Origin of the sequence: Listeria fleischmannii subsp. fleischmannii LU2006-1, from assembly GCF_000344175.1 — a bacterium.
Classification (GTDB): domain Bacteria; phylum Bacillota; class Bacilli; order Lactobacillales; family Listeriaceae; genus Listeria; species Listeria fleischmannii.
Map to the genome: position 1 here is coordinate 1 of NZ_ALWW01000049.1, position 20,372 is coordinate 20,372.

Below are 20,372 nucleotides of genomic sequence, written 5' to 3' on the forward strand. Positions count from 1 at the left end.
GATCAAGAAAAACCWTGTTAWTTTTGTKGWKCGATTTDGTTGCGCACAAAGAAATTGATTTAAAAAAATCCGAAAACTAATCGCAGGAATCCTGGATTTTCAGACGAGGAACGAGGGAAATTTACCACTGTTCTTGAGTCAGGTTTCGTTGACACCTTCCGTCATTTTTATCCCGAAAAAGAAGGAGCTTATTCTTGGTGGTCTTACCGTATGAATGCCAGAGCACGAAATACAGGGTGGCGGATTGACTATTTTGTTGTCTCAAGCCGCTTAAGAGACAAACTCATTGATGCCAAAATTCACGCAGACGTTTTAGGATCGGATCATTGTCCTGTTGAACTGACGATTGATTTATAAAAAAAACGTGCAGAGAATCAAATTCGATTCTCTGCACGTTTTTTACGATGGAATAGACTTTCTGGCTGACATAAGCAGAACGGCTGTGGCTAATTGGACGGGATAAATATAAATCATGTCCGCTAATCAGTAATAAATGCCGATAACTATACCTGAAACGAAAGCCTACAACATGTCCCATAAAAGCTTTATACCAATCAGGCGAATCTGTATTCATGAGCACACTGGAGACGAGTCCAGAAATATCAAAATTAGCTTGTAATTTAAACCATCCTTGGTAAAACCAACTGATACCAAGTGCAATTCGAATAAATGGTGTTTAGCTCGCTATATTGTTCGTTTTTTTGACTGCTAATGCAATGGCACCTGATATTAAAAATGTGAGGGCCATAAATAAAAAGGCGGTTTGATAGGAGTTTGTTGCGGCTACTAAATCGCCGATGACCATGGGAGCAAAAAAGCCACCTAAAACGCCACCTGAATTGATAGCGGCATATTTGGTTGCGATATGGCTTTGTTTAAACAGCTTATGCGGTAGGCCCATCAAGGTTGTAAAGGCCATGATAAGAAAAATATTGGCCAAGCAAAGGCAAATGATTGAGAGTGTTAATTGATTAAACAAGTAAACTCCGTACACGCTTAGTGCACCTAAAACACTAAACGCAAAAATGACCAACCGCTCTTTTTCGTTAAAAAAGCGACTAATGAAATATCCGCCTAAAATCCCGGCGATAAGGATGCAAAGACCTGCTAAAGAGCTAATGTAGCTAACTTGGCTGATAGCAAGGCCACGCGCTTCATTTAAATAAGAAGCAAGCCAACTCGTTAAGCCATAATTGGCGGCATTAATAAAGAAAGCCGATAATAGTAAAATCCAAAGTTGTTTATCTCGTAAAAGTTCTGAAAAAGGTACTTTATTTTTTTGTTTAAAGTTTTGGCGTTCTTCTTTGGTTGATTTTGGTATAACAAAAAAGATACATAGACCTATGAAAATCACGATAAGTCCCATAATATAGTATGTATTTTGCCAGCCAATATAAACTAGTAACGGTGCTATTAATAACGGTCCGATGAAAGCAGCAAAACCAGAAGAAGCAAGCATTGCCGACTGCGCAAATCCCCTTTTATTCAAAGGAAAATGAAGCGATATATAGTTGCTGACCGATGGCGGATAGCCGGAGTGTCCTAGCGCCCCTGCTAAAAAGCGAACAATGACTAGGAAAAGAAGGGAATAGCCAAATCCAAAAATAGCTAAAAATACACCGACGATGATGATAGAAAGAGCAAGAACTGGTCGAGCTCCGATACGGTTATTTAAGTAGCCCATTGGTATTTGAAAAAGGGTATAGCCTAAAAAGAAAGCGCTTAAAATTAAGCCTTTTTGACTTGGATCAAAACCTAAATCTTGTGCAACGGGTACAAGTGAGATGCCAATAGTATATTTATCGACATATACACTTGTGTAGCCTATGAACAGAACAATTAATACAAGTAACGAATGCCTATCCTTCACTTTGTTCATTTAAATGATCTCCTTTTCTTCAAATATGATTCTAGCTAAGCTGATATTTTTTCTTTATACCACCTTTATTATATAATAAAAAACACGTTTCACTTGTGACAATGATATGTATTTTTCTTCTAAATTTCTGAAAAAAACGTTTAAAAATAAACATTGATAATTAATAAACGGGCTATTTGAAGGAGATTCTTATGACAGCTACCGGACCTGAAATCCTAAATGACTTATATAATTTAATTTTAAATCCTGGAACACGTGAATTTGAGCGCTCACTTTTAGAGAAAACGAAAAATAAAATAGAAAACGGCGCTGACTCCAGAAATCAGCTTTCAAAGCTTGAAGCAAGTTTGCGTCCGCTTGCACTCCGAAATAATTTAACGCCCGATGTCACCGATTTTTATTTAAAAATAACGGGCCATGTGACGGAAAAGTTTGATATCGTAGCTCATACAAAACTAAAAAACCCCCACTACACACGCGCCATCTTTTCTGGTGGCTGTTTTTGGTGCATGGTGGAGCCGTTTGAAACTAAAGAAGGGATTATTTCAGTTCTTTCTGGGTATACAGGTGGCGATACCCCACACCCCACGTATGAACAAGTAGGCGGCGGGTATACAGGCCATACCGAGGCGGTTGAAATCATTTTTGATATTCGTATCATCCAATATTTAGACCTTGTTACGCTTTATTTCCAGCTAACGGATCCAACTGACGCGCTTGGTCAAATGGCTGACCGCGGTAGTCAGTATCGTCCTGTAATTTATGTACTGGACAACAAGCAGCGTGAAGTGGCGGAACGCTTCAAACAACAATTGATAGATTCCAAAATGTATAAAAGACCTATTGTAACGGCGATTGAACCTGCCAATACGTTTTGGCCAGCTGAAAATTTCCATCAACAGTTCTATAAAAATAATCCTAAGAGATACGCAAAAATAAAACGGGCTCGCAAGCAGTTTCTGTTTTTTCAACATCTTAAGCTTAGGCTGCGTCACTTTATAAAAAGATGAAGGTTTTAGCGTAATATTTTTCTTAAAATAAGGGAAAGCACTAGCCATAAAACGAGGCTAATGATGATGCTAATAATCCATCCATACGCATTATGCTCAAGTGGTAGTGGCATATTCATCCCGAAAAAGCCTGCTACCATAGTGGGTAAAGTGAGTAAAACGGACAAAACAGTTAAAATTTTCATTGTATCGTTCAAATTATTATTCAGTACATTATTATATGTTCCTGAAAGTTGTTGGAGTATTTGGGAAGAGAGATGGGTCATCTCTACTAATTGTCTAGCTTCAATGATGGCATCTTCTAATTGTTCTTTTTCATACTCTTTAAAACTGCGATAGATGGACTGTAGTTTCGTTTGTTCGAGAACGATGCTATTTTGCTTGGATGCTGACACCATATAAGTAATACTCGTTTCCAAATCAGAGAGCTCTAATAAACTTTTTTTTCGTTGTTTTTGCTTTTAATTTTTGGTTAATCTCTTCTCGTCTATCTTCCATAAGTTCAACTGCTGGAAAAAACTCTTCTGTAATTAAAAAGATACTTTTAAACAAAAATTGATATAGCGAGAGATTCGGGTTGGATGCGCGACACTTTTCTAAAATCTCGATGATATAAGCCGTTTTTTGATTATGGATGGTGATTAAGTAATCATCTTTAATAATTAATGTGAACGGAACCGTTTGATAATAATCGGCCTTCTCCATCTTAAGTGGGGCATTATAAATTAAATAGAATACTTCTTCTGTTTGGTCATATTCGACATGTGCTTTTTCATGTCTATCTAATGAATATTCTAAGATTTCATTGTTGATGGCATAGTTTTCACGAAGTCGTTCAAAATCATTTTTGGCTTCTGCGTGAATGACAAGCCATTTATAGTTATTTCCTAATTCTTTTACAAGCATATAGGGCTCCCCCTCCAAACTTTCATTTGATTCAAGTTAAAACAAAACGACCTAGCTGAGCTAGGCCGTTTTTCATTATTTCGCTAATTCTTTTTTCGCTGCATCAGCTAAAGAAGTGAAAGCTTGTGCATCGTTTACAGCTAAGTCAGCAAGCATTTTACGGTTAATGTCAATACCAGCTAATTTTAAGCCGTGCATTAATTTGCTATAAGATAAGTCGTTTAAACGTGCTGCTGCGTTAATACGAGCAATCCATAATTTACGGAAATCACGTTTCTTTTGACGACGATCACGGTAAGCATATTGGTAAGATTTCATTACCGCTTGGTTAGCTACTTTAAATAGTGTATGTTTAGAGCCATAATATCCTTTGGCTAATTTAATGACCTTTTTACGACGTTTGCGAGTTACTGTTCCGCCTTTTACGCGTGGCATATTGTCTACCTCCTAGAATTTAGAAAATTATTTTTTATTATTTCATTTTAGCGACCATTTGGCGAATACGTTTAAAATCACCAGCTGATACCATTGCTGCTTTACGCAGTTTACGTTTTTGTTTTTGAGATTTGTTAGCAAACATATGGCTAGTAAAACCATGTCTACGTTTTAATTTTCCAGATCCTGTTCTTTTGAAACGTTTAGCGGAACCGCGGTGAGTCTTCATTTTTGGCATGAATTTTTCCTCCTCAAAACTTTTACTTTTCTTGAAGTGGTGCTAGAACTAAGAACATTGAACGTCCGTCCATTTTCGCTTTTTGCTCGACTGTGCTTAAATCTTTACACTCGTCTGCAAAACGGTCAAGCACCTTTTGACCGATTTCTTTGTGGGTGATTGCACGTCCTTTAAAGCGGATAGAGCATTTGACTTTATCGCCTTTTTCAAGGAATTTGCGCGCATTTCGTAGCTTCGTATTGAAGTCATGTTCATCAATCGTCGGACTGAGTCGCACTTCTTTTAACACGATGACTTTTTGGTTTTTGCGGGCTTCTTTTTCTTTCTTTTGTTGTTCAAAGCGGAATTTACCGTAGTCCATAATACGGGCTACTGGCGGTTTCGCGTTTGGTGCAACAAGCACAAGATCAAGATTAGCCGCCTCAGCAATACCAAGTGCGTCAAATTTACTTTTTACACCTAATTGTTCACCGTGTTGATCGATCAATCTTACTTCACGTGCACGAATCCCATCATTTACCAACATGTCTTTGCTAATGGCGAGCCACCTCCGTAGTTTATTGGTACAACAAGTCAGAAAAGAGCAAATCATGCGTCTGCCAGTGGCAGACATACAAAAAGCGAGTTTGCAAATTGCAAACCCGCCGATTCAAAGTCACACCAACAGGCGTAACGAAAAATTGAACTTTTTGCCTGAAAACACATGTTAACGAGGCGAGAAGCGGGTTGCTTCTTCTTTCTTGTTTTATAACCTTTGTTACTATAGCATAGATGAAATATTTTTGTCAACCTTTTGAAAGAATAAAATGAAAGGCGCTCTATTTCTTATATAGTAAGATTAAACTAGATTGCCCACTACTTTAATTCGTAATCGATTGGCATTATCCGGATGATAAGCAAGCGGAATTTCATCTACTTCTACCACTTCAATGGTTTCTTTAATTGCACCCGCCAAAACGGCCTGTGTGCGTGCTTTACTTTCTGCATCTTGGAGAGCCTCATCACGCGCCTGTTTGGCATAAATATAAATTTGTTCATATTGTCCACTAATTTGGGAAATGGAAGCACCGATGGCATTGGCAACCGCACCGTTTGGATCACGAATAATTTGTGCCACACCGCTTAATTCTTCAGGTATGATGACACTGCCACCACCTACTAAAATAAGCGTGACATCATCAGAATTAGTTTTCATTTTATCAATAGCCTCTTCTGTCATTTCAGCCATTTTAGCATATGCTTTTTCCGCAAATTCCTGACTAATGTGTGAAACAAGTTCGCGGTCTCCAATTTGTACTTTTCCGAGTCGAACTGCAATATCTGTTGTGGTCAGTTCAGAGCCACCAAAAACCAGTGCTTTTTCCGTAATTTGATAGCCAACACTATCAGGACCAACTGTCACTTCCCCGTTTATTTCGCGAACAATACTCCCTCCGCCAAGGCCGATGGAAATAATATCAGGCATCCTAAAATTAGTTCTTACTCCTCCAACATCAACAGCGAGAGAAGACTCGCGAGGAAAACCTCCTGTTAAAACACCAATATCTGAAGTCGTTCCACCTACATCTAGGACCATTGCATTTTCTAATCCAGCTAGATAGGCAGCTCCCCGAATGCTATTTGTAGGGCCACAAGCAATCGTTAAAATAGGAAACTTGCGCGCATAATCTAGCGACATAAGCGTCCCATCATTTTGGCAAAGATAAATGGCGGCATTGGTCACACCTTCTCGTTTTAAAGCTTTTTCAAAACCATCTGAGGTAAGTGCCATTACTTTCATAAGAGCAGCATTTAAAATCGTTGCGTTTTCTCGTTCAATTAAACCCACGGAACCAATGGAGGATGAGAGTGAAATTGGCACACTAGAACCCAGCACTTCGCCCGCAATTCGGCCCACCTCTTCTTCTTGTTCACTTTTTAAGGAGGAAAATACGCCAATGACAGCAACGGATTCTACTTTATTTTTCCAATTTTGTAAGATGTCACGTATTTCAGTTTCTGAAAATGCGGAAAGTTCACTGCCGTCATATTCATAGCCGCCTTGTGCTAGGGCATAAGTATTTGAAAGTGTGTCAACCATATCTTCTGGCCAAGCCGTAAATGGCAAAACGGAAGCTGTTGCAGGGTAACCAAGACGCAAAACGCCAACTTTGGCTAATTTTTTTCGTTCAACAATTGCATTTGTGCATTGTGTTGTGCCAAGCATGGCGTGGGTTACTAATTCGCGGTCAATTCCGGTTTCATTTAAAACTTGTTTCAAGGCACCAGCAATGCCTGTTTCAATATCTTCGCTCGTTGGTATTTTGACACTGTGAATTAATTTTAAGTTTTCATCTAAAATAACGGCATCTGTATTTGTTCCGCCTACATCAATTCCTATTTTATACATGCGTTACCCCTGCCTTTCTAACAAGTTCTTCAACGGGCGTGTAAGAATAGTCATAACCAAAATAGCGCGGTCCAACCGTTTCAATGCCCTTCTCTGTCCGCCACTTCGAATTACATGGAAGCGCTAAAACGCGTACTCTTTTCCCGTATTTGAGTCCTTCGGTTGTCACAGGATTTAATGTTTCTAAATCCACAAGACAAATTAAATCAGGTGTTAAAGCAATAGGCAATCCGTCTTTTAAGGCGATTAAATTTTCATTTTGGAAAAAGACTTTTACTTCACTATCTGCATAGGCATTTAAACCCGCAATCGTCACACAACCGCGATTAAAGCCGCCTGCTGTTCCTCGTTCCACATCAACAATTTTCCCGTCAAACAAATGAAAGCCATCTGTTGCTTCTAAAAGGTCGTTTAATTTCACTTCTGCATCTTGTTGATTAGAACGAATAATACGACCGATTTTTTCCGAAAGCGAAACAATATTTTTAACACTTGCTGTCTTTAGTTGCCCGCCTGTGCACGGGTAGATGCTAACTAACGAACTAGCGCCCATCTCAACAGTGGAAACGCGAGCGAGGCGTTCTGTCCATTTATTACTGATTGTTTCCATAATACCAATGTTCCCTTTTTCATCCGTAATCGCCATTGGAGTAGATGAAATGCCGTGCAAATGGAATGTAACCATTTGTAGCTCAGGAAACGCTCGTCCCATTCCGTCACAGTCAATTAAGGGTAGCCCTAATTGCGCCGCCACCACAATTGGAATCATAGAATTAACACCACCGGCTTCCATTGGAAAAGTTCCTTTCACTTCTCGCCCTAAGTAGCGGCCTAATTTTTGAAATACACGCGTAAACTCATCGCCTTTTGGAAATTTCTCGATTAAGACAGAAGGTGCCCCCATCATCGCAGCAGGAATAAAAAAGTCGTCTTCCTCAATTTCTTCTGTTGTTAAAAGTTGAACCGGGCCGTACTTTTTAATAGCAGAGAGGGCCATCATTTTCCCGATATAGGGGTCTCCGCCCCCGCCTGTTCCTAGAAAGGCCGCACCCACTGCTATATCTTCAATCGCTTCTTCATCTAAATAACGCATATTCATTCCTCCAACACTTAGTAATTTTTCTTAACGGTTTCGCGTCTAGCATTCCCCACCCATTTTTGTCCAATGAGGTAAATCGCTAACGACAAAACAATCCCGATTAAAGGCTGGTTCGGTAAGCCTGGTAGTACGGTCGGAAAGAACGAAAAGATAACCGGTAGTGCTGCAAACACCGCGCCTACTGCCCATGCAAGAACTCCTAACCAACTAATCCCTTCCACATGATGCCATTTAGTCGGATCTCCTTTTTGAACAATCCAATAAGAGGCAATCATAACACCCGCAACTGGTGGAACCATGGCAGATAATACGGACATGATGGGAATAAAATAATTTAAAATGCCAAACACAGCTAAAAGTGTTCCAATCCCACCAGCTGCCGCCACCGCCACTTTCTCATGTTTTTTAGAAATATTAAAGACATTGACTATTGCAATCCCACCCGAAAAGGCATTCACCGCATTGGTTGTCCATGCAGCTAAAATTAATGCAATAACCCCTAAAACAGGCAAACCAAGTTCATTAAAAACAGATGTAATATCTGCTGTGCCAGAAGTTAAGGCAAGAATCGCACCTACAGCAATCATTAAAATCCCTGAAGGTAAAATTCCTGTTATAGCAGCTTTTACAATCCCACTTCTGCCCTTTGTATACTGCGAATAATCCCCTGCGATAACAGCTCCAAGGGCGAACGACCCAACTGTAACAGATAGTCCGGAGAGAAACGGCAAAGAGGTTTCTGGTTTATAGTTAAACACTTGACTCACCCCGCCATTTCGTAATGAGAGAAATAGAGCGTATAAACAAACACATAAAAGTATTGGAACCGCCACATAATTTAAAATATTCAAAATCCGAATACCGTATAAGGCGGAAAGTAGCATAATAATTCCCCAAATAAGGGAAGATAACCAGACCGGAAACGAAACCCCATACACGGCTAGAAAATTAGAAAATGCAATCCCGCAAACATTCGCCTGAATACCAAACCAGCCTAGACAGGCGATAGCTAAAATAATTGAAATAATTTTTTTAGACCCTTGTTCACCAAAAACTTGTGAGGCTGCCTTTACAGTTGGGAGTTTTAAATCACTACCTTGAATCCCTTGAAAAATCATAAAAATAACGATAATTCCATAACCGACACATGCCGTTAAAATGGCCTCCCAGAATGGCATACCTCCAATTAATGTTCCACCTACCAAGAGGGCAGGTACACAGATCATTGCGCCAGTCCAGACAAAAGCTAGGCTTCCCCATGACTGGGCTTGTTCCACATTCTTGTTTGTCATGATTTTGTACCTCCTAAGTTTTTTTAATATTTCCATTATAAAAAAAAAGAGTGTCTGTTGTAATTGTTAAAAATGGAAAATAAAAAGCCTCTTTATTGTTCAAATTGACAATAAAGAGACTTTTTTACCCCTTATGATTCATTTCCTGTAGCAGCCGCCAAATTGCAGCCGACATATATAAATGATAGCTTTCCGGAAGTTTCGTTATGGGATGCTGTAAAACTTCATGTAATTTGGAGAGCCGATATTTAATTGTATTTTTATGAAGAAATAAAATTTCAGCTGCTTTTCCAATGTTGTTTTCTGAATCTAGTAAAAAAACAGCGAGTGTGTGTAGTAACTCTTCGCTATGACTCTGCATTTGCATAATTGGCCCAACTGATTTAAGTTGCTCGACAATCGCTCGCTCACCACTATTTACAATTTCATAGCATTCTGCCGCAAAAATCACTTCTTGGATAGAAAAAATCGCTTTTAGCGGGAAAATAATTTTGGAAGCATCAAAGTAACTTGAAACGGTAGCATAGCTTTGTTGAACATCTGTTGTATTTTCTTGTCCACCACACATAATGATTTGGACATCAAGTTCTTCGGATAAATGTTCGGCAAGTTCGTCATATTCCCCTTGTGTCATACTATTATCCATTAATGCCACAATAAAATCATCGTGAAAATCGACAAGTGAAACTTGAAAATGAGAAGCAAAATAAGATTGAATTTTTTTAAGCGCCTGTTCATTTGCTTGTGCATTTCGGGCTTTTATAAGCCACATCGTTTGAATACCAGATACATCAATACCTAAAATGTTAGCTAGGCGGCGCATTTTGACACTTTCGTTATTTAAAATCGCTTTTACGAGCTCCGATGAACTAATCTCACTATATTTTTCGCCCCAAAGGTTCATAAAAACTTGAACAACTTCTGTCATTTGAAGGACAAGTTCTTCAGTGAGTGCTTCATTTTCTTTCATAATGAAAAGTTGTAGCATTTTAACCCCTTCTTGCATAAGCGGGCGTTTTGTGATGTAAAGCTCCTCATATTGTTCAATTTCTCCATGACTAGGCAGTCCGATAACCTCTTCTAATTGGATGGTATTAATCCGCGGCCAGGTCACTGCATGCACAATCTCGCCAGAATTATCAGTAAGTACGACGGAAGAGCGCGTGCGGTCTGTCAAAATTTTTAACATGGTATCAATATTTCGTTGATTGTTAGGCAAATTTGAAATTTGTTCAAGTAATTCACTTGCAAAGTGAGTCACGCTCATTTCTTGTTTCACTATCGCTTCTACGACTTCATAAATCACTTCACTATAACGTAATGTCATTTCATTTTCAGGCATAACAATCAAAGTAAAATCAAGCTCATTCGCTAGTTGAATAAGCTTATCATCTACTTTAGGCATAAAAATACCTACATAATATAAAATTAAAGCGACTTCCCCCACTTTATGTAGCCTTTCAATCATGTTGCACTGCGCTTTAACATCATCTTTTATATTAATAAAAGCAGAAATCACAATTTCACTGCCGTAAAATTCATCGTTATCAAACAGGGCATCTTCAAGAATGGCCACATTAGTATGTTCTAAAACTGAAATGGAGGAAACTAATTTCTTTAAACCCGTCTCGCCAGCAATTACTTTGGCTTCTCTTAGTGAAGGTAGCTTCATTAGTTCTTCTAATTTAACGCTCATTTTAATGCCTCTTTTCATTGCTAGAATAAAATGAAACGCGCTCTCTTTTGACAGTCAAAAGAGAGCACTTGGATAGTCTTATGCCAAATCGTGCGTATAATTTAATTCCCACATGTAACCGAATTTATCTTCTACTTTGGCATGTGTCGCGCCCCAAAACATGTTTGCGACTTCCATTTCAACGCGTCCGCCAATTTGAAGAATTTCCATATAACGAAGAAGTTCTTCCTTTGTATCGCATTCAAGCCCGATAATTAATGTGTTGCCGTGGGTCATTTCTTTTAGTTGTAAATCATTGAAAAAGAAAATAAGATTTTGGTCAATATGAAGCTCCGCATGAATGAGTTTATCCGGAAATCCTTCAAAGCCTGGAACATCCTTCCCGTAAGATTTATGGCGAATTTCCCCGCCAAATACGGTTTGATAAAACGAAATTGCCTCTTCGCAGCGGTCCATTGTAAAATAAGGAATAATTTGTTTCATAAAAGCACCTCACGATCTTAAAGTTTATCTTTTCTTCATTATCATACTTTAAAATACATCGATACGCTACTTTTTTCTGTAGCTATTAGGTAGGGAGGATTTTCTAATTTTATCAAACTTGAACATTCTCTTCATCTTTTCTTTACAATAATGCGCTACAATGATTGTACAAGCTTTGAACTTGCAACCTTTTAAACTCCCTAACTTTAGCTGGCCTACGCTGGCTTTTTTTATTTTAAAACTTTGTGGACGAATGGTTATTTTATATGAACCGTTTTACCGTTTAGATTACGCAAGTGAAAGGTACGCTTCTTCACTCAAGAACATATCTGTGATAGTTATTTTATATTTTTTTGTTTTTTTTGCTTCATAAAAACTTCCACTTAGAAAAAATAGGTGATTTCAGTTTTTTACATTATATGACGAATACTTCTTTCTACTTTTTCGATTTCACAACTTCAGGCTACACGTCTCAAGACAAACAAAAACCCTTGATTTCTCAAGGGTTTAAGCTTAACGAATTTCTTTAATACGAGCCGCTTTACCGCGTAGGTTACGCAGGTAGTAAAGTTTCGCACGACGAACTTTACCGCGACGAATAACTTCTAATTTAGCGATACGAGGTGTATGTACAGGATACGTACGTTCAACACCAACGCCATAAGAAATTTTACGAACTGTGAAAGTTTCGCTGATACCAACACCGCGGCGCTTAATAACAACACCTTCGAAAAGTTGGATACGTTCGCGCGTACCTTCGACAACTTTTGCGTGAACACGTACAGTGTCACCAGGACGGAAATCCGGGTTGTCAGTCTTTAACTGTTCTTTTGTAATTTCTTCAATAAGTTTATTCATCTTATTCTCTCCTTCATACAAATATTCATACGTATTAAGAACGAAGCGGAATATTGTTATCAAATCTGGAATAGCCCAGATACTTAATTAGATTAACACAAACTTAATTCGCTGTAAAGTTTTTTTCTTGATAGGCATTATTTTAAACAACTGGAATACTGACTTTTAACTTGTCCTTAAGAAAAATAAGTTCGTATTTTTCTGCATAACTTATGAGCTGAACTTTTGTATCAAGGGGAATACTCGCTTTTCTTTTAAACCACGTATTTGTAGCTTCATGTGCCTTTACTTTTGATTTATCACCTGCATACTCCCCAATGTATTGTAAAACGCGGTTCAAACCCTAAAAAACCACCCGTTTTCACGAGCGGTTATCCGTTTTAAAATCTTGTAATCTTAATATTCACAGCTGTACCATAGGCAAGTTGATAGACGCGATTGTCTACAAAATGTTCTGTGAAGTTACAATGGATAATGCCATTGCCTCCAACATCAAGCGCTTTTTGTTGAAGTTCTTTCAGCAGATTTTCAAATCCTACTGTTTCCAAAATCGCTTCGTCGTCCGATTCCATTTTTTGGCGTACACTTTTGGCGAAAACGACCGTTAACACATCATGGTTTACATTAATTCCGCCAGTTGAAACTTGAACGTTTTCCCACGTTTCACCAATTCGTTTTTGATCATTTTGCTCAGATACGTATTCCTCGCGATTTTTATCCCGCACTGCTCGCTTGTCATTATTTCCAAAAAAAGTCATATTAACGCTTCCCTTCCTCACATTCTTCTTTTATTTCAAGCAGCCATTTTTCTTCTTTTTCGGATAAATGGTAGGTTCCAAGGAGGTCCTTACGGCGTAAAAACGTTCTCCGAAGCGACTCTTTGTTTCGCCACTCCTCGATTTTGGCGTGGTTTCCACTTAAAAGGACGTCTGGAACTTTCATGCCACGAAAATCAGCCGGACGTGTGTAATGAGGATGCTCAAGAAGACCGCTAGAAAATGAATCGAAAAGAGCAGAATCAGCATTTCCTAAAGCGCCTGGTAGCAAACGGACTATACTGTCTGTCATCGCCATAGCACCAATTTCGCCACCCGTTAAAATGTAATCTCCGATGGATACCTCATCTGTTACAAGGTGCTCGCGAATGCGTTCATCATAACCTTCATAATGTCCACAAATAAAAATAAGCTGTTCTTCTTTGGCAAACTCTTCCGCCATTTTTTGATTAAACGGCTTTCCGGCCGGATCCATTAAAATAATGCGTGGCTTTATGTTAGCTTGTTTGACATCCTCTACAGCATCAAAAATAGGTTGTGCTTTTAGGAGCATACCCGCCCCGCCGCCGTATGGGTAATCATCAACCACTTGATGTTTGCCTTCTGCAAACCGCCTGAAGTCCGTCACCTGAATATTGACAATGTCTTTTTGAATTGCCTTATGAATAATGGATTCAGATAGCATGCCGCTGAACATTTCAGGGAAGATGGATAAAATATCAATTTTCATTTAATCTAGCAACCCTTCAAGCGGCTCAATGACGATATCCTTATTGGCAATATCGATTTTTTTGACCACGTCCGCAATATATGGAATAAGCATTTCTTTTCCGCGTTCAGGTTTTACGACCCAGACATCATTTGCACCGGGCGTTAAAATTTCTGTAATTTCACCTAATACAAGACCATCTAATGTCCGAACGTTACAACCGATAATTTCATGAAAATAATACGCGTTTTCTTCTAATTCAGAAAGAGCTTCTTCTGGAACTTTTAAAATGCCTTCTTTCATTTTTTCTACTTGGTTAATACCGTTATAACCTTCAAACGTTAGTAAATCAAAATTTTTATGCACACGATGGGAGCGTATCGTGAGTTCAATTGGCGTATTTTCATTTTTTAAGTATAAAAAAAGTTTATTGCCGACGCGGTAACGTTCATCCGCAAAATCGGTTCTCGAGATAACGCGCACTTCTCCCATTAAGCCATGTGTATTCACAATCTTTCCTACATTAAACATCTTTCCCATAAGTCACCTCTAGCGTATTTCTGTTATCACACCGTCTGTTACAACAATCGTTTTGTTAAGCGTGTTTTCGTCCCACTTATCGCCCACCATAACGTCTACAATGGTCTCGAGCTCGCGTTCCCGAATTTCACTTCCAAGCGGTAGCACACTAAGCTGCTCCATTTGAAAATCAACTAACTTTATTTTCTCTTGACGCAAATTTAATTCATGTTCAAAGTAATCACTGACACGCTCAGGCTGGTACCGATTTTTATGCGTAACTTTTTTTTTCTTCAAATAAAAGTTGCTCAATTTCTGTTTCTAAAAGGCGTTTTTGCTTGGTATAGTAACGAATGAGTTCGCTTTTACTTTGTTCAGTCAAAACTTGCATGATTACTACTTTCTGAATAAGTTTCATCTTGCACCTCCAGACGCATTACGGCTACTTTTATTTTAGCAGTTTACCGCATACTTTCCAAAGGATTTATTAAAAAGCTTTATTTTTCTTACTTTCTTCTACAAAAAGGGCAAATAAGGCTTCACTTTGAGCGTCTGATTGGAACATTAATTCTGGGTGCCACTGCACGCCAATAAAAAAGCTCTCTAAATCCTTTCCTTCAATTGCCTCAATCATTCCATCTTGTGTATACGCCGTCGCATAAAATTTATCTGCTAGTTTTTTTATAAATTGATGGTGGAGACTGTTCACCCTTTTTTTTCTCTCCATGAACGGTGCTTAGTAAACTGTTTGAATCAATGTCAATAAGATGTGAACCAAGTTGCTCATCAGCGTGTTGTAAATGTTGTAAAAGGGGCTTTCCTACATGCTTATTATCTTGATAAAGCGAACCGCCAAGCGCTACATTCATCACTTGCATACCGCGACAAATGGCAAGTACTGGTTTTTTAAGTTCAAGCGCTGTTTTCGCAAGAGCCATTTCAAACGCATCACGAATAGGCGCATATTCTCCAATTTCAGGAAGAGGTTCCTCGCCGTAGTAGTACGGTGTAATATCTTGTCCGCCTGTCATTAGTAACCCGTCAACTAATCCAAGAAGTTGCGTAGCATTTTCAGGTTCTTCTATCGGAATAATAATAGGTATTCCACCAACCTTTTGTACAGCATCTACAAAGCGCTGTTGTGTATAGGTGACACGGTGACCGTAAAACTTGTCAATTCCTTTTGCCAACCGATTTCCAGTAATTCCAATAATGGGTTTCATTTTTTACCTACCTCCTGACCTTTCTCTATTTTACCCCATTTAAAGCAATTTGACTCTAGCTTTGTCTTTTTTTATAAAAATAAAAACTCGCCTAGTTTTTATTCTAAGCGAGTTCAAACTTTTTATGATTTTTGATTTTGCATAAGCCACATGAGCGCTTGCGAATTATTATATGCTTTTTCCCATGAGGCGTGTGGATTAGGTGCCACTAAACCAGAAGGATATTCTGTCATTTGAACGTTTTTCCCGCCCGCATCTTGAATCGCTTTTACCGCTTGAAGCGAACCTTGAACACTATTTACAGGATCATCTTCAGCTTGAAACGCCCAAATTGGAATCTGTTTTAGTTTAGCCGCATCTTCCTTATTAGGTGCTAAATATCTCGCAGAGCCAGCTTGAATAAATTCAGCCCCCTCGTGATACATATAGCCAGCAATTGGCATGGCAGCAGCAAAGAAATCCGGATTTTCCGTTAGCATTTTAAAAGTTCCTGTTGCCCCGTTTGACACACCCGTAATATAAATACGATTTGGATCAATATCGTTATGTTCCGCTATCACTTGATCAATTAATTTTTTCAAAACAAGCGTTTGTCCTTTACCAAACCAACCTTCGCGTGCTTCATCAAACGGCACTTGCGGGGCTAACACATAACTTTTTGCTTGGGCCTGAAAAGAAGGTGCCGTAAAGGTTTGTGGCCCGTCAGTTCCTAGGAGTTGCAACTCGTTATCGTCCCCTCGCTCACCAGAACCGTGTAAGAAAATAATAAGCGGTTTCTTCCCGTCTCCTTCTGTTGGAGAAAAGAGGCGATACTTCATAACCTTTTCATTATCCGTAAACGTAGCGGCTTTAAACGACTCTAAAATAGGCGTTTGAACCGTTTTAATCGTTAGCGGTTTTGTGGCCTCATATTTTGTTCCCTTTGTAGAGGAAATCGTTTTAGTTTGTGCCACGGAATACGATAGATTGGTACGCGTATTTACAAATTTTTCCATATCAAATGAAAGTGTACCCGCATTAGCATCATTTTGGTTTAATTCAATCACAACATAGCGGCCTTTTTCACTTGGAGCGACATCTTTATTTTTTTCACTTGTGTAGACGGCCTCTATGTTACGACTTTTAGTTCCTGCAAATACTGAAAAATCAGAGGTCGTTAACGACTTACTTTCGATTTCTTCTGGATAGGTGATGATGATAGAAGAGCCTACTTCTCCCTTGTCGACTACTTCTGTTATAAGCTCCACTTGTTTACTATCCACTTTCTCTGCTGATTCTTTTGATGAACAAGCTGCAAGCCCTAAACTTGCCAAAACAATTCCCATCAATATGTACCTTTTTTTCATTTTTCTCTCCTCTTTTCTTAGTGGCAATCTAAATAGCGGACGAAAAAAAGCAGGCAAAACCATTTTTAAGATAGATGTTTCTATCATAAATTTGGTTTTGCCTGCCGCACAGTAACAATCCGATATTGATATTAGCTTAGCACAAAAAGAAAACGATTACAAAAGGCGTTTTTTACTATTTAATGGCTCTTCTTCTAAACAATCACACGATAATTTTATAATAAATTACACTACGATAATCAAAAAGTAATTCGTTATACAGATTTTTATTTTTTTGAGGTAAAAAGAACTAGGTGTATCAACCTATTAATGAAAAACAAAAAAAACTAGGCGATAACCCACCTAGTTTTTACTCGATAATTTCAAGACGTACTTTTTTAGCGTTTTTAGCACCAGCGGCATAAACCAATGTGCGAATCGATTTAGCAATTCGACCTTGTTTACCAATTACACGTCCCATATCTTCTTTTTTTACTGTAAGTTTGTAAAAAACAGTAGAATCTGTTTCTTCGATTTGAAGCAACACATCCTCAGGGTAGTCGACAAGTGGTTTTACGATGGCGATAATCAAATCTTCCATTCGCAGCTCACTTCCTTATTTCCCTAATTTTTGGTTATGGAATTTTTCCATGATGCCTTCTTTAGACAAAATGTTACGAACTGTATCAGAAGGTTTTGCACCATTGTGCATCCATTTCAATACTGCTTCTTCATCAATTTTAACTTCAGCAGGTTCTAGTAAAGGATTGTAAGTTCCAACTGTTTCGATCGAACGACCGTCACGTGGGAAACGAGAATCAGCAACTACGATACGGTAGAAAGGCTTTTTATTAGAACCCATACGTTTTAAACGAATTTTAACTGCCATTTTATATACACCTCCATAAAGTCTTACACAAGTATATATATTACCAGTAAAGGATTTGTTTGTAAAGTGTTTTTTCTTTACAGAGTAATTTTTTCTGCTTTTTCCGCACAAATAAGTTCATAAAATTTCGCATAACCAGAAATATTGTGCTCCACATCGTCAATCCGAACACGAAACGAGTGATGCCGAATGAAAAAACTGTCCATAATCCGCGCCGGATTTTTAAAATACATTGCCACTTCTGGATAAAACAATCCGTTTAATTGGTATTCGGCACGCTTTTGAATGACTTCTCGCAAACGTTCCTTTTTAAAATCAGGATGCGCTTCGTCTTCTAATTTCCCGTACAGTTCATGCGCGGCCAGCGTAAGTTCTAAGAAAGTCGGAAAAGTCGTTTCTCGGTGGTAAATAAAATCCAAGTTGTCAAACGCATTTTGCATCCCGAATAAAACGTATTTTTCATCTGGAAGGTAAGTTGCTATTTCATTTGCCGCATAACTTAACCAGTGATCATGGTTTTGCCAGTAATTTTTGTTTATGAAATTTTGAAAAGCAAGTTTGGCCCCATTTAGATAGTCTTCATTTTGACTCACGCCATATAACCTGAGTAAGCCAAGCACGGCCTCTCCTTCGTAATAAATAATTCGAAATGGATCCTTCACTTCCATAGTCGGGGCGTGTAAAACGTGTGTGAATGAGCCGTCCTTCTCTTGCAGCCGTAAGATTCCGTAGGCTAGTTTTTCCGAAAGAGGAAGGTCGGTGTAGTCTTCAATTAGTGACATATATTTTGAAAAAGCAAGGAGTGCGGCCGCGTTAGCGCCAAGTTTGATTTCTCGAAGTTCCGGCTCCGTCACGTAGGCAAAATCCTCTTTTTCTAGAATAAAATTTTGTTTCAAGTAATTCAAGGAACGCCTAGCTGCATCTAAAATCGTTTGATTCCCGGAAATTTCATAAGCTTCTAACATGGAATAAGTCGTGCTTGCATGCCGAAGCGTATTATAATGCTTAATGGTTTTATCGAAGCAGGCAAAATAACCATAATGAAACTCGCCTGTTTTTTTCACTTGTTTTGCCAAATACAGTCCAGCTTGTTCGACAATTTCTTTAACGCGCGCTGGGGTTAACTCCTCTACCCGAACACCATGTGAAAGTTCATCCGTATGTAATGGTAGCATCTGTTTCCCATCAAAAAACCAACTATACGTTGAAAAAGTCGTCACATTTGTATAACCATTTAATTCTAATGGTTTACCGTGTTTTTCCGCTTGAATTAAATACCGATTTAAGTTTTCAAGTTGCAAGCAAACCTCTTCTTTTCCTGATTTTAAAATGGCATTTCCATTCAATTCTTGTTCAAGTAAAGCTTGTTCAAATTGCTTGTTAAAACAAACTCCTCTGCGGTAATAGTTTTTCTTTGTTTTTAAAACTCGTTCATTCCACACATGTAGTGGCATATCTTCATAATCAAACGCTACATCTATTTTAAATGTAACTACATCCTCTGTTTGATTTTTCTTCACTATTTTTAAAAGTTCATCCATCAAATTGCGAAGTGACATTTTACTCACATTTATGACTTTGGCGCGTTTATTTTTATACCCGAGAGAAAGAAAACCATTCCATTTCATTTCGTACGTCATATTTTCCTTTGTAAGTAATGATTCCATAGCTTCTGTTTCCATTTTTTTAAAAGCTGTTTCAAATGGCATCTCAAAAACTCCTTTAGAAATCTCCCCGCTCAAAAGTTTTGAGCGGGAAGCATCATCATTATTTGTTCGCTTTTCTACGTTTTCTACTAAACAGTCCAGCTAAAGCAGCTAATAATCCTGCGCCAATCCAAGGTGCAGCAGATGTTTCATCTCCGGTCGAAGGTAGGACGGAGCTTGACATCGGCTGACCGCTTGAATCACTCGAACTACTTCCATCTCCAAGTGAATATGTGAGTGGTGCAGTACCGTTACCGCCTGTAGACGAAGGACTCGAGACATTGGTTGGTAGTGGTGTCATGCCCGAACCAGTTCCACCATCACCCGGATCCGTTACAACTCCTCCGCCATCTGAGTCAGAGTCTGAATCCGCGTCGGCATCAGCGTCCGCATCGGTATCATCTGCTGGTTGAACAACCGCCAGAACAGTTTGACCTGTCTTCGTTTGGTCATCATGAACAGCTTTAATGGTAAAGCTTAAGATTTCCCCAGCCTTTAAGTTCACGCCATCTGGAACATTCAAATCAAAAGTCCCATCCGGATTTACGGGAACTTCAACCACAGTTCCATTCGGTAAAGTGATAACAACAAAGAATTGAGTACCTTCCGGAGCCGCATCCATTGCCGCTTTCAAGAGAGATTGCATTTTTTTATAAGGCGTTTGCCCGTTAATAAATTTATCCCCTTCATGAATCGGTTTAACAGTCGGACGATCAACTAAGAATTCCCCCCAGTCAATATCCGAATCACTATCCGAGTCGGCATCAGCATCCGCATCAGCGTCGGCGTCGGCATCAGCATCCGCATCAGCGTCAGCATCGGCATCCGCATCAGCATCGGCATCCGCATCCGCATCAGCATCGGCGTCAGCGTCGGCATCCGCATCGGCGTCAGCATCCGCATCCGCATCGGCATCGGCATCGGCATCAGCGTCAGCATC

20 protein-coding genes, 5 pseudogenes and 1 other annotated feature are annotated in these 20,372 nt (G+C 39.0%); of the genes and pseudogenes, 3 read left to right on the plus strand and 22 right to left on the minus strand.

Annotated features, from left to right (window positions below):
- Positions 1-357 (plus strand): annotated as a pseudogene (locus LFLEISCH_RS12300) (exodeoxyribonuclease III); the annotation flags it as partial.
- Between the two features lie 319 nt (positions 358-676).
- Here the strand turns inward: LFLEISCH_RS12300 and LFLEISCH_RS12305 are convergent.
- Entirely contained in the window at positions 677-1,879 is a 1,203-nt protein-coding gene (locus LFLEISCH_RS12305; protein WP_007477020.1) for an MFS transporter, read from the minus strand.
- A 191-nt stretch (positions 1,880-2,070) separates the two neighbouring features.
- On the opposite strand from LFLEISCH_RS12305, the pseudogene LFLEISCH_RS16545 reads away from it, so the two are divergent.
- Positions 2,071-2,283, plus strand: a pseudogene (locus tag LFLEISCH_RS16545) (bacteriocin immunity family protein); the annotation flags it as partial.
- A gap of 33 nt (positions 2,284-2,316) precedes the next feature.
- Positions 2,317-2,889, plus strand: a complete 573-nt coding sequence (msrA, locus tag LFLEISCH_RS12310) for a peptide-methionine (S)-S-oxide reductase MsrA (RefSeq protein ID WP_373852526.1) — start codon at positions 2,317-2,319, stop codon at positions 2,887-2,889.
- Positions 2,890-2,894: 5 nt separating this feature from the next.
- Here the strand turns inward: msrA and LFLEISCH_RS16410 are convergent.
- The 21 genes and pseudogenes from LFLEISCH_RS16410 to LFLEISCH_RS12420 form a co-directional block, all read right to left on the minus strand.
- A pseudogene (locus LFLEISCH_RS16410) lies at positions 2,895-3,795 on the minus strand (magnesium transporter CorA family protein).
- Between the two features lie 75 nt (positions 3,796-3,870).
- Entirely contained in the window at positions 3,871-4,230 is a 360-nt protein-coding gene (gene rplT / locus LFLEISCH_RS12320) for a 50S ribosomal protein L20 (protein ID WP_007477027.1), read from the minus strand.
- Between the two features lie 37 nt (positions 4,231-4,267).
- The gene (rpmI, locus tag LFLEISCH_RS12325; RefSeq protein ID WP_007477029.1) at positions 4,268-4,468 is read right to left on the minus strand and encodes a 50S ribosomal protein L35; all 201 of its coding nucleotides are present in this window, start codon (positions 4,466-4,468) and stop codon (positions 4,268-4,270) included.
- Between the two features lie 22 nt (positions 4,469-4,490).
- Positions 4,491-5,006 carry a translation initiation factor IF-3 gene (gene infC, locus LFLEISCH_RS12330; RefSeq protein WP_099048781.1) on the minus strand — a complete coding sequence of 172 codons (516 nt, stop codon included), beginning with the start codon at positions 5,004-5,006 and terminating at the stop codon, positions 4,491-4,493.
- A gap of 68 nt (positions 5,007-5,074) precedes the next feature.
- Positions 5,075-5,212, minus strand: a sequence feature (ribosomal protein L20 leader region).
- Positions 5,213-5,306: 94 nt separating this feature from the next.
- Entirely contained in the window at positions 5,307-6,857 is a 1,551-nt protein-coding gene (locus LFLEISCH_RS12335) for a hydantoinase/oxoprolinase family protein (protein ID WP_007477032.1), read from the minus strand.
- Positions 6,850-7,950 carry a DUF917 domain-containing protein gene (locus tag LFLEISCH_RS12340; protein ID WP_007477035.1) on the minus strand — a complete coding sequence of 367 codons (1,101 nt, stop codon included), beginning with the start codon at positions 7,948-7,950 and terminating at the stop codon, positions 6,850-6,852. Before LFLEISCH_RS12340 ends, LFLEISCH_RS12335 begins: the two co-directional genes overlap by 8 nt.
- A gap of 17 nt (positions 7,951-7,967) precedes the next feature.
- Entirely contained in the window at positions 7,968-9,248 is a 1,281-nt protein-coding gene (locus tag LFLEISCH_RS12345; RefSeq protein ID WP_007477036.1) for a cytosine permease, read from the minus strand.
- 124 nt (positions 9,249-9,372) lie between these two features.
- Positions 9,373-10,944 (minus strand): PucR family transcriptional regulator, encoded by a 1,572-nt coding sequence (locus tag LFLEISCH_RS12350; protein ID WP_007477038.1) that lies wholly within the window; start codon positions 10,942-10,944, stop codon positions 9,373-9,375.
- Between the two features lie 78 nt (positions 10,945-11,022).
- The gene (locus tag LFLEISCH_RS12355) at positions 11,023-11,427 is read right to left on the minus strand and encodes a VOC family protein (RefSeq protein ID WP_007477039.1); all 405 of its coding nucleotides are present in this window, start codon (positions 11,425-11,427) and stop codon (positions 11,023-11,025) included.
- A gap of 513 nt (positions 11,428-11,940) precedes the next feature.
- Positions 11,941-12,285, minus strand: coding sequence for a 50S ribosomal protein L19 (gene rplS / locus LFLEISCH_RS12360; protein ID WP_007477041.1), 345 nt, complete (start codon positions 12,283-12,285; stop codon positions 11,941-11,943).
- A 142-nt stretch (positions 12,286-12,427) separates the two neighbouring features.
- Positions 12,428-12,625, minus strand: coding sequence for a hypothetical protein (locus tag LFLEISCH_RS12365; protein WP_007477043.1), 198 nt, complete (start codon positions 12,623-12,625; stop codon positions 12,428-12,430).
- Positions 12,626-12,665: 40 nt separating this feature from the next.
- The gene (locus LFLEISCH_RS12370) at positions 12,666-13,043 is read right to left on the minus strand and encodes a hypothetical protein (RefSeq protein ID WP_007477045.1); all 378 of its coding nucleotides are present in this window, start codon (positions 13,041-13,043) and stop codon (positions 12,666-12,668) included.
- 1 nt (position 13,044) lies between these two features.
- Positions 13,045-13,791, minus strand: coding sequence for a tRNA (guanosine(37)-N1)-methyltransferase TrmD (trmD, locus tag LFLEISCH_RS12375; RefSeq protein WP_007477047.1), 747 nt, complete (start codon positions 13,789-13,791; stop codon positions 13,045-13,047).
- Positions 13,792-14,310: a ribosome maturation factor RimM gene (gene rimM, locus LFLEISCH_RS12380; RefSeq protein WP_007477049.1), complete on the minus strand. Its 519-nt coding sequence runs from the start codon at positions 14,308-14,310 to the stop codon at positions 13,792-13,794.
- 9 nt (positions 14,311-14,319) lie between these two features.
- A pseudogene (locus LFLEISCH_RS12385) lies at positions 14,320-14,707 on the minus strand (YlqD family protein).
- Positions 14,708-14,776: 69 nt separating this feature from the next.
- Positions 14,777-15,512 (minus strand): annotated as a pseudogene (locus tag LFLEISCH_RS12395) (gamma-glutamyl-gamma-aminobutyrate hydrolase family protein).
- 122 nt (positions 15,513-15,634) lie between these two features.
- A complete protein-coding gene (locus LFLEISCH_RS12400; protein ID WP_007477059.1) occupies positions 15,635-16,858 on the minus strand; it encodes a prolyl oligopeptidase family serine peptidase in 1,224 nt (407 codons plus the stop codon).
- 349 nt (positions 16,859-17,207) lie between these two features.
- A complete protein-coding gene (locus LFLEISCH_RS12405; RefSeq protein ID WP_007477060.1) occupies positions 17,208-17,438 on the minus strand; it encodes a KH domain-containing protein in 231 nt (76 codons plus the stop codon).
- 15 nt (positions 17,439-17,453) lie between these two features.
- Complete coding sequence (gene rpsP / locus LFLEISCH_RS12410) at positions 17,454-17,726, minus strand: 30S ribosomal protein S16 (protein ID WP_007477061.1); 273 nt, start codon at positions 17,724-17,726, stop codon at positions 17,454-17,456.
- Positions 17,727-17,803: 77 nt separating this feature from the next.
- Entirely contained in the window at positions 17,804-19,435 is a 1,632-nt protein-coding gene (locus LFLEISCH_RS12415) for a hypothetical protein (protein ID WP_007477062.1), read from the minus strand.
- A gap of 58 nt (positions 19,436-19,493) precedes the next feature.
- Positions 19,494-20,372, minus strand: an 879-nt coding sequence (locus LFLEISCH_RS12420) for an LPXTG cell wall anchor domain-containing protein (RefSeq protein ID WP_007477063.1), incomplete at its 5' end; no start/stop codon positions are given.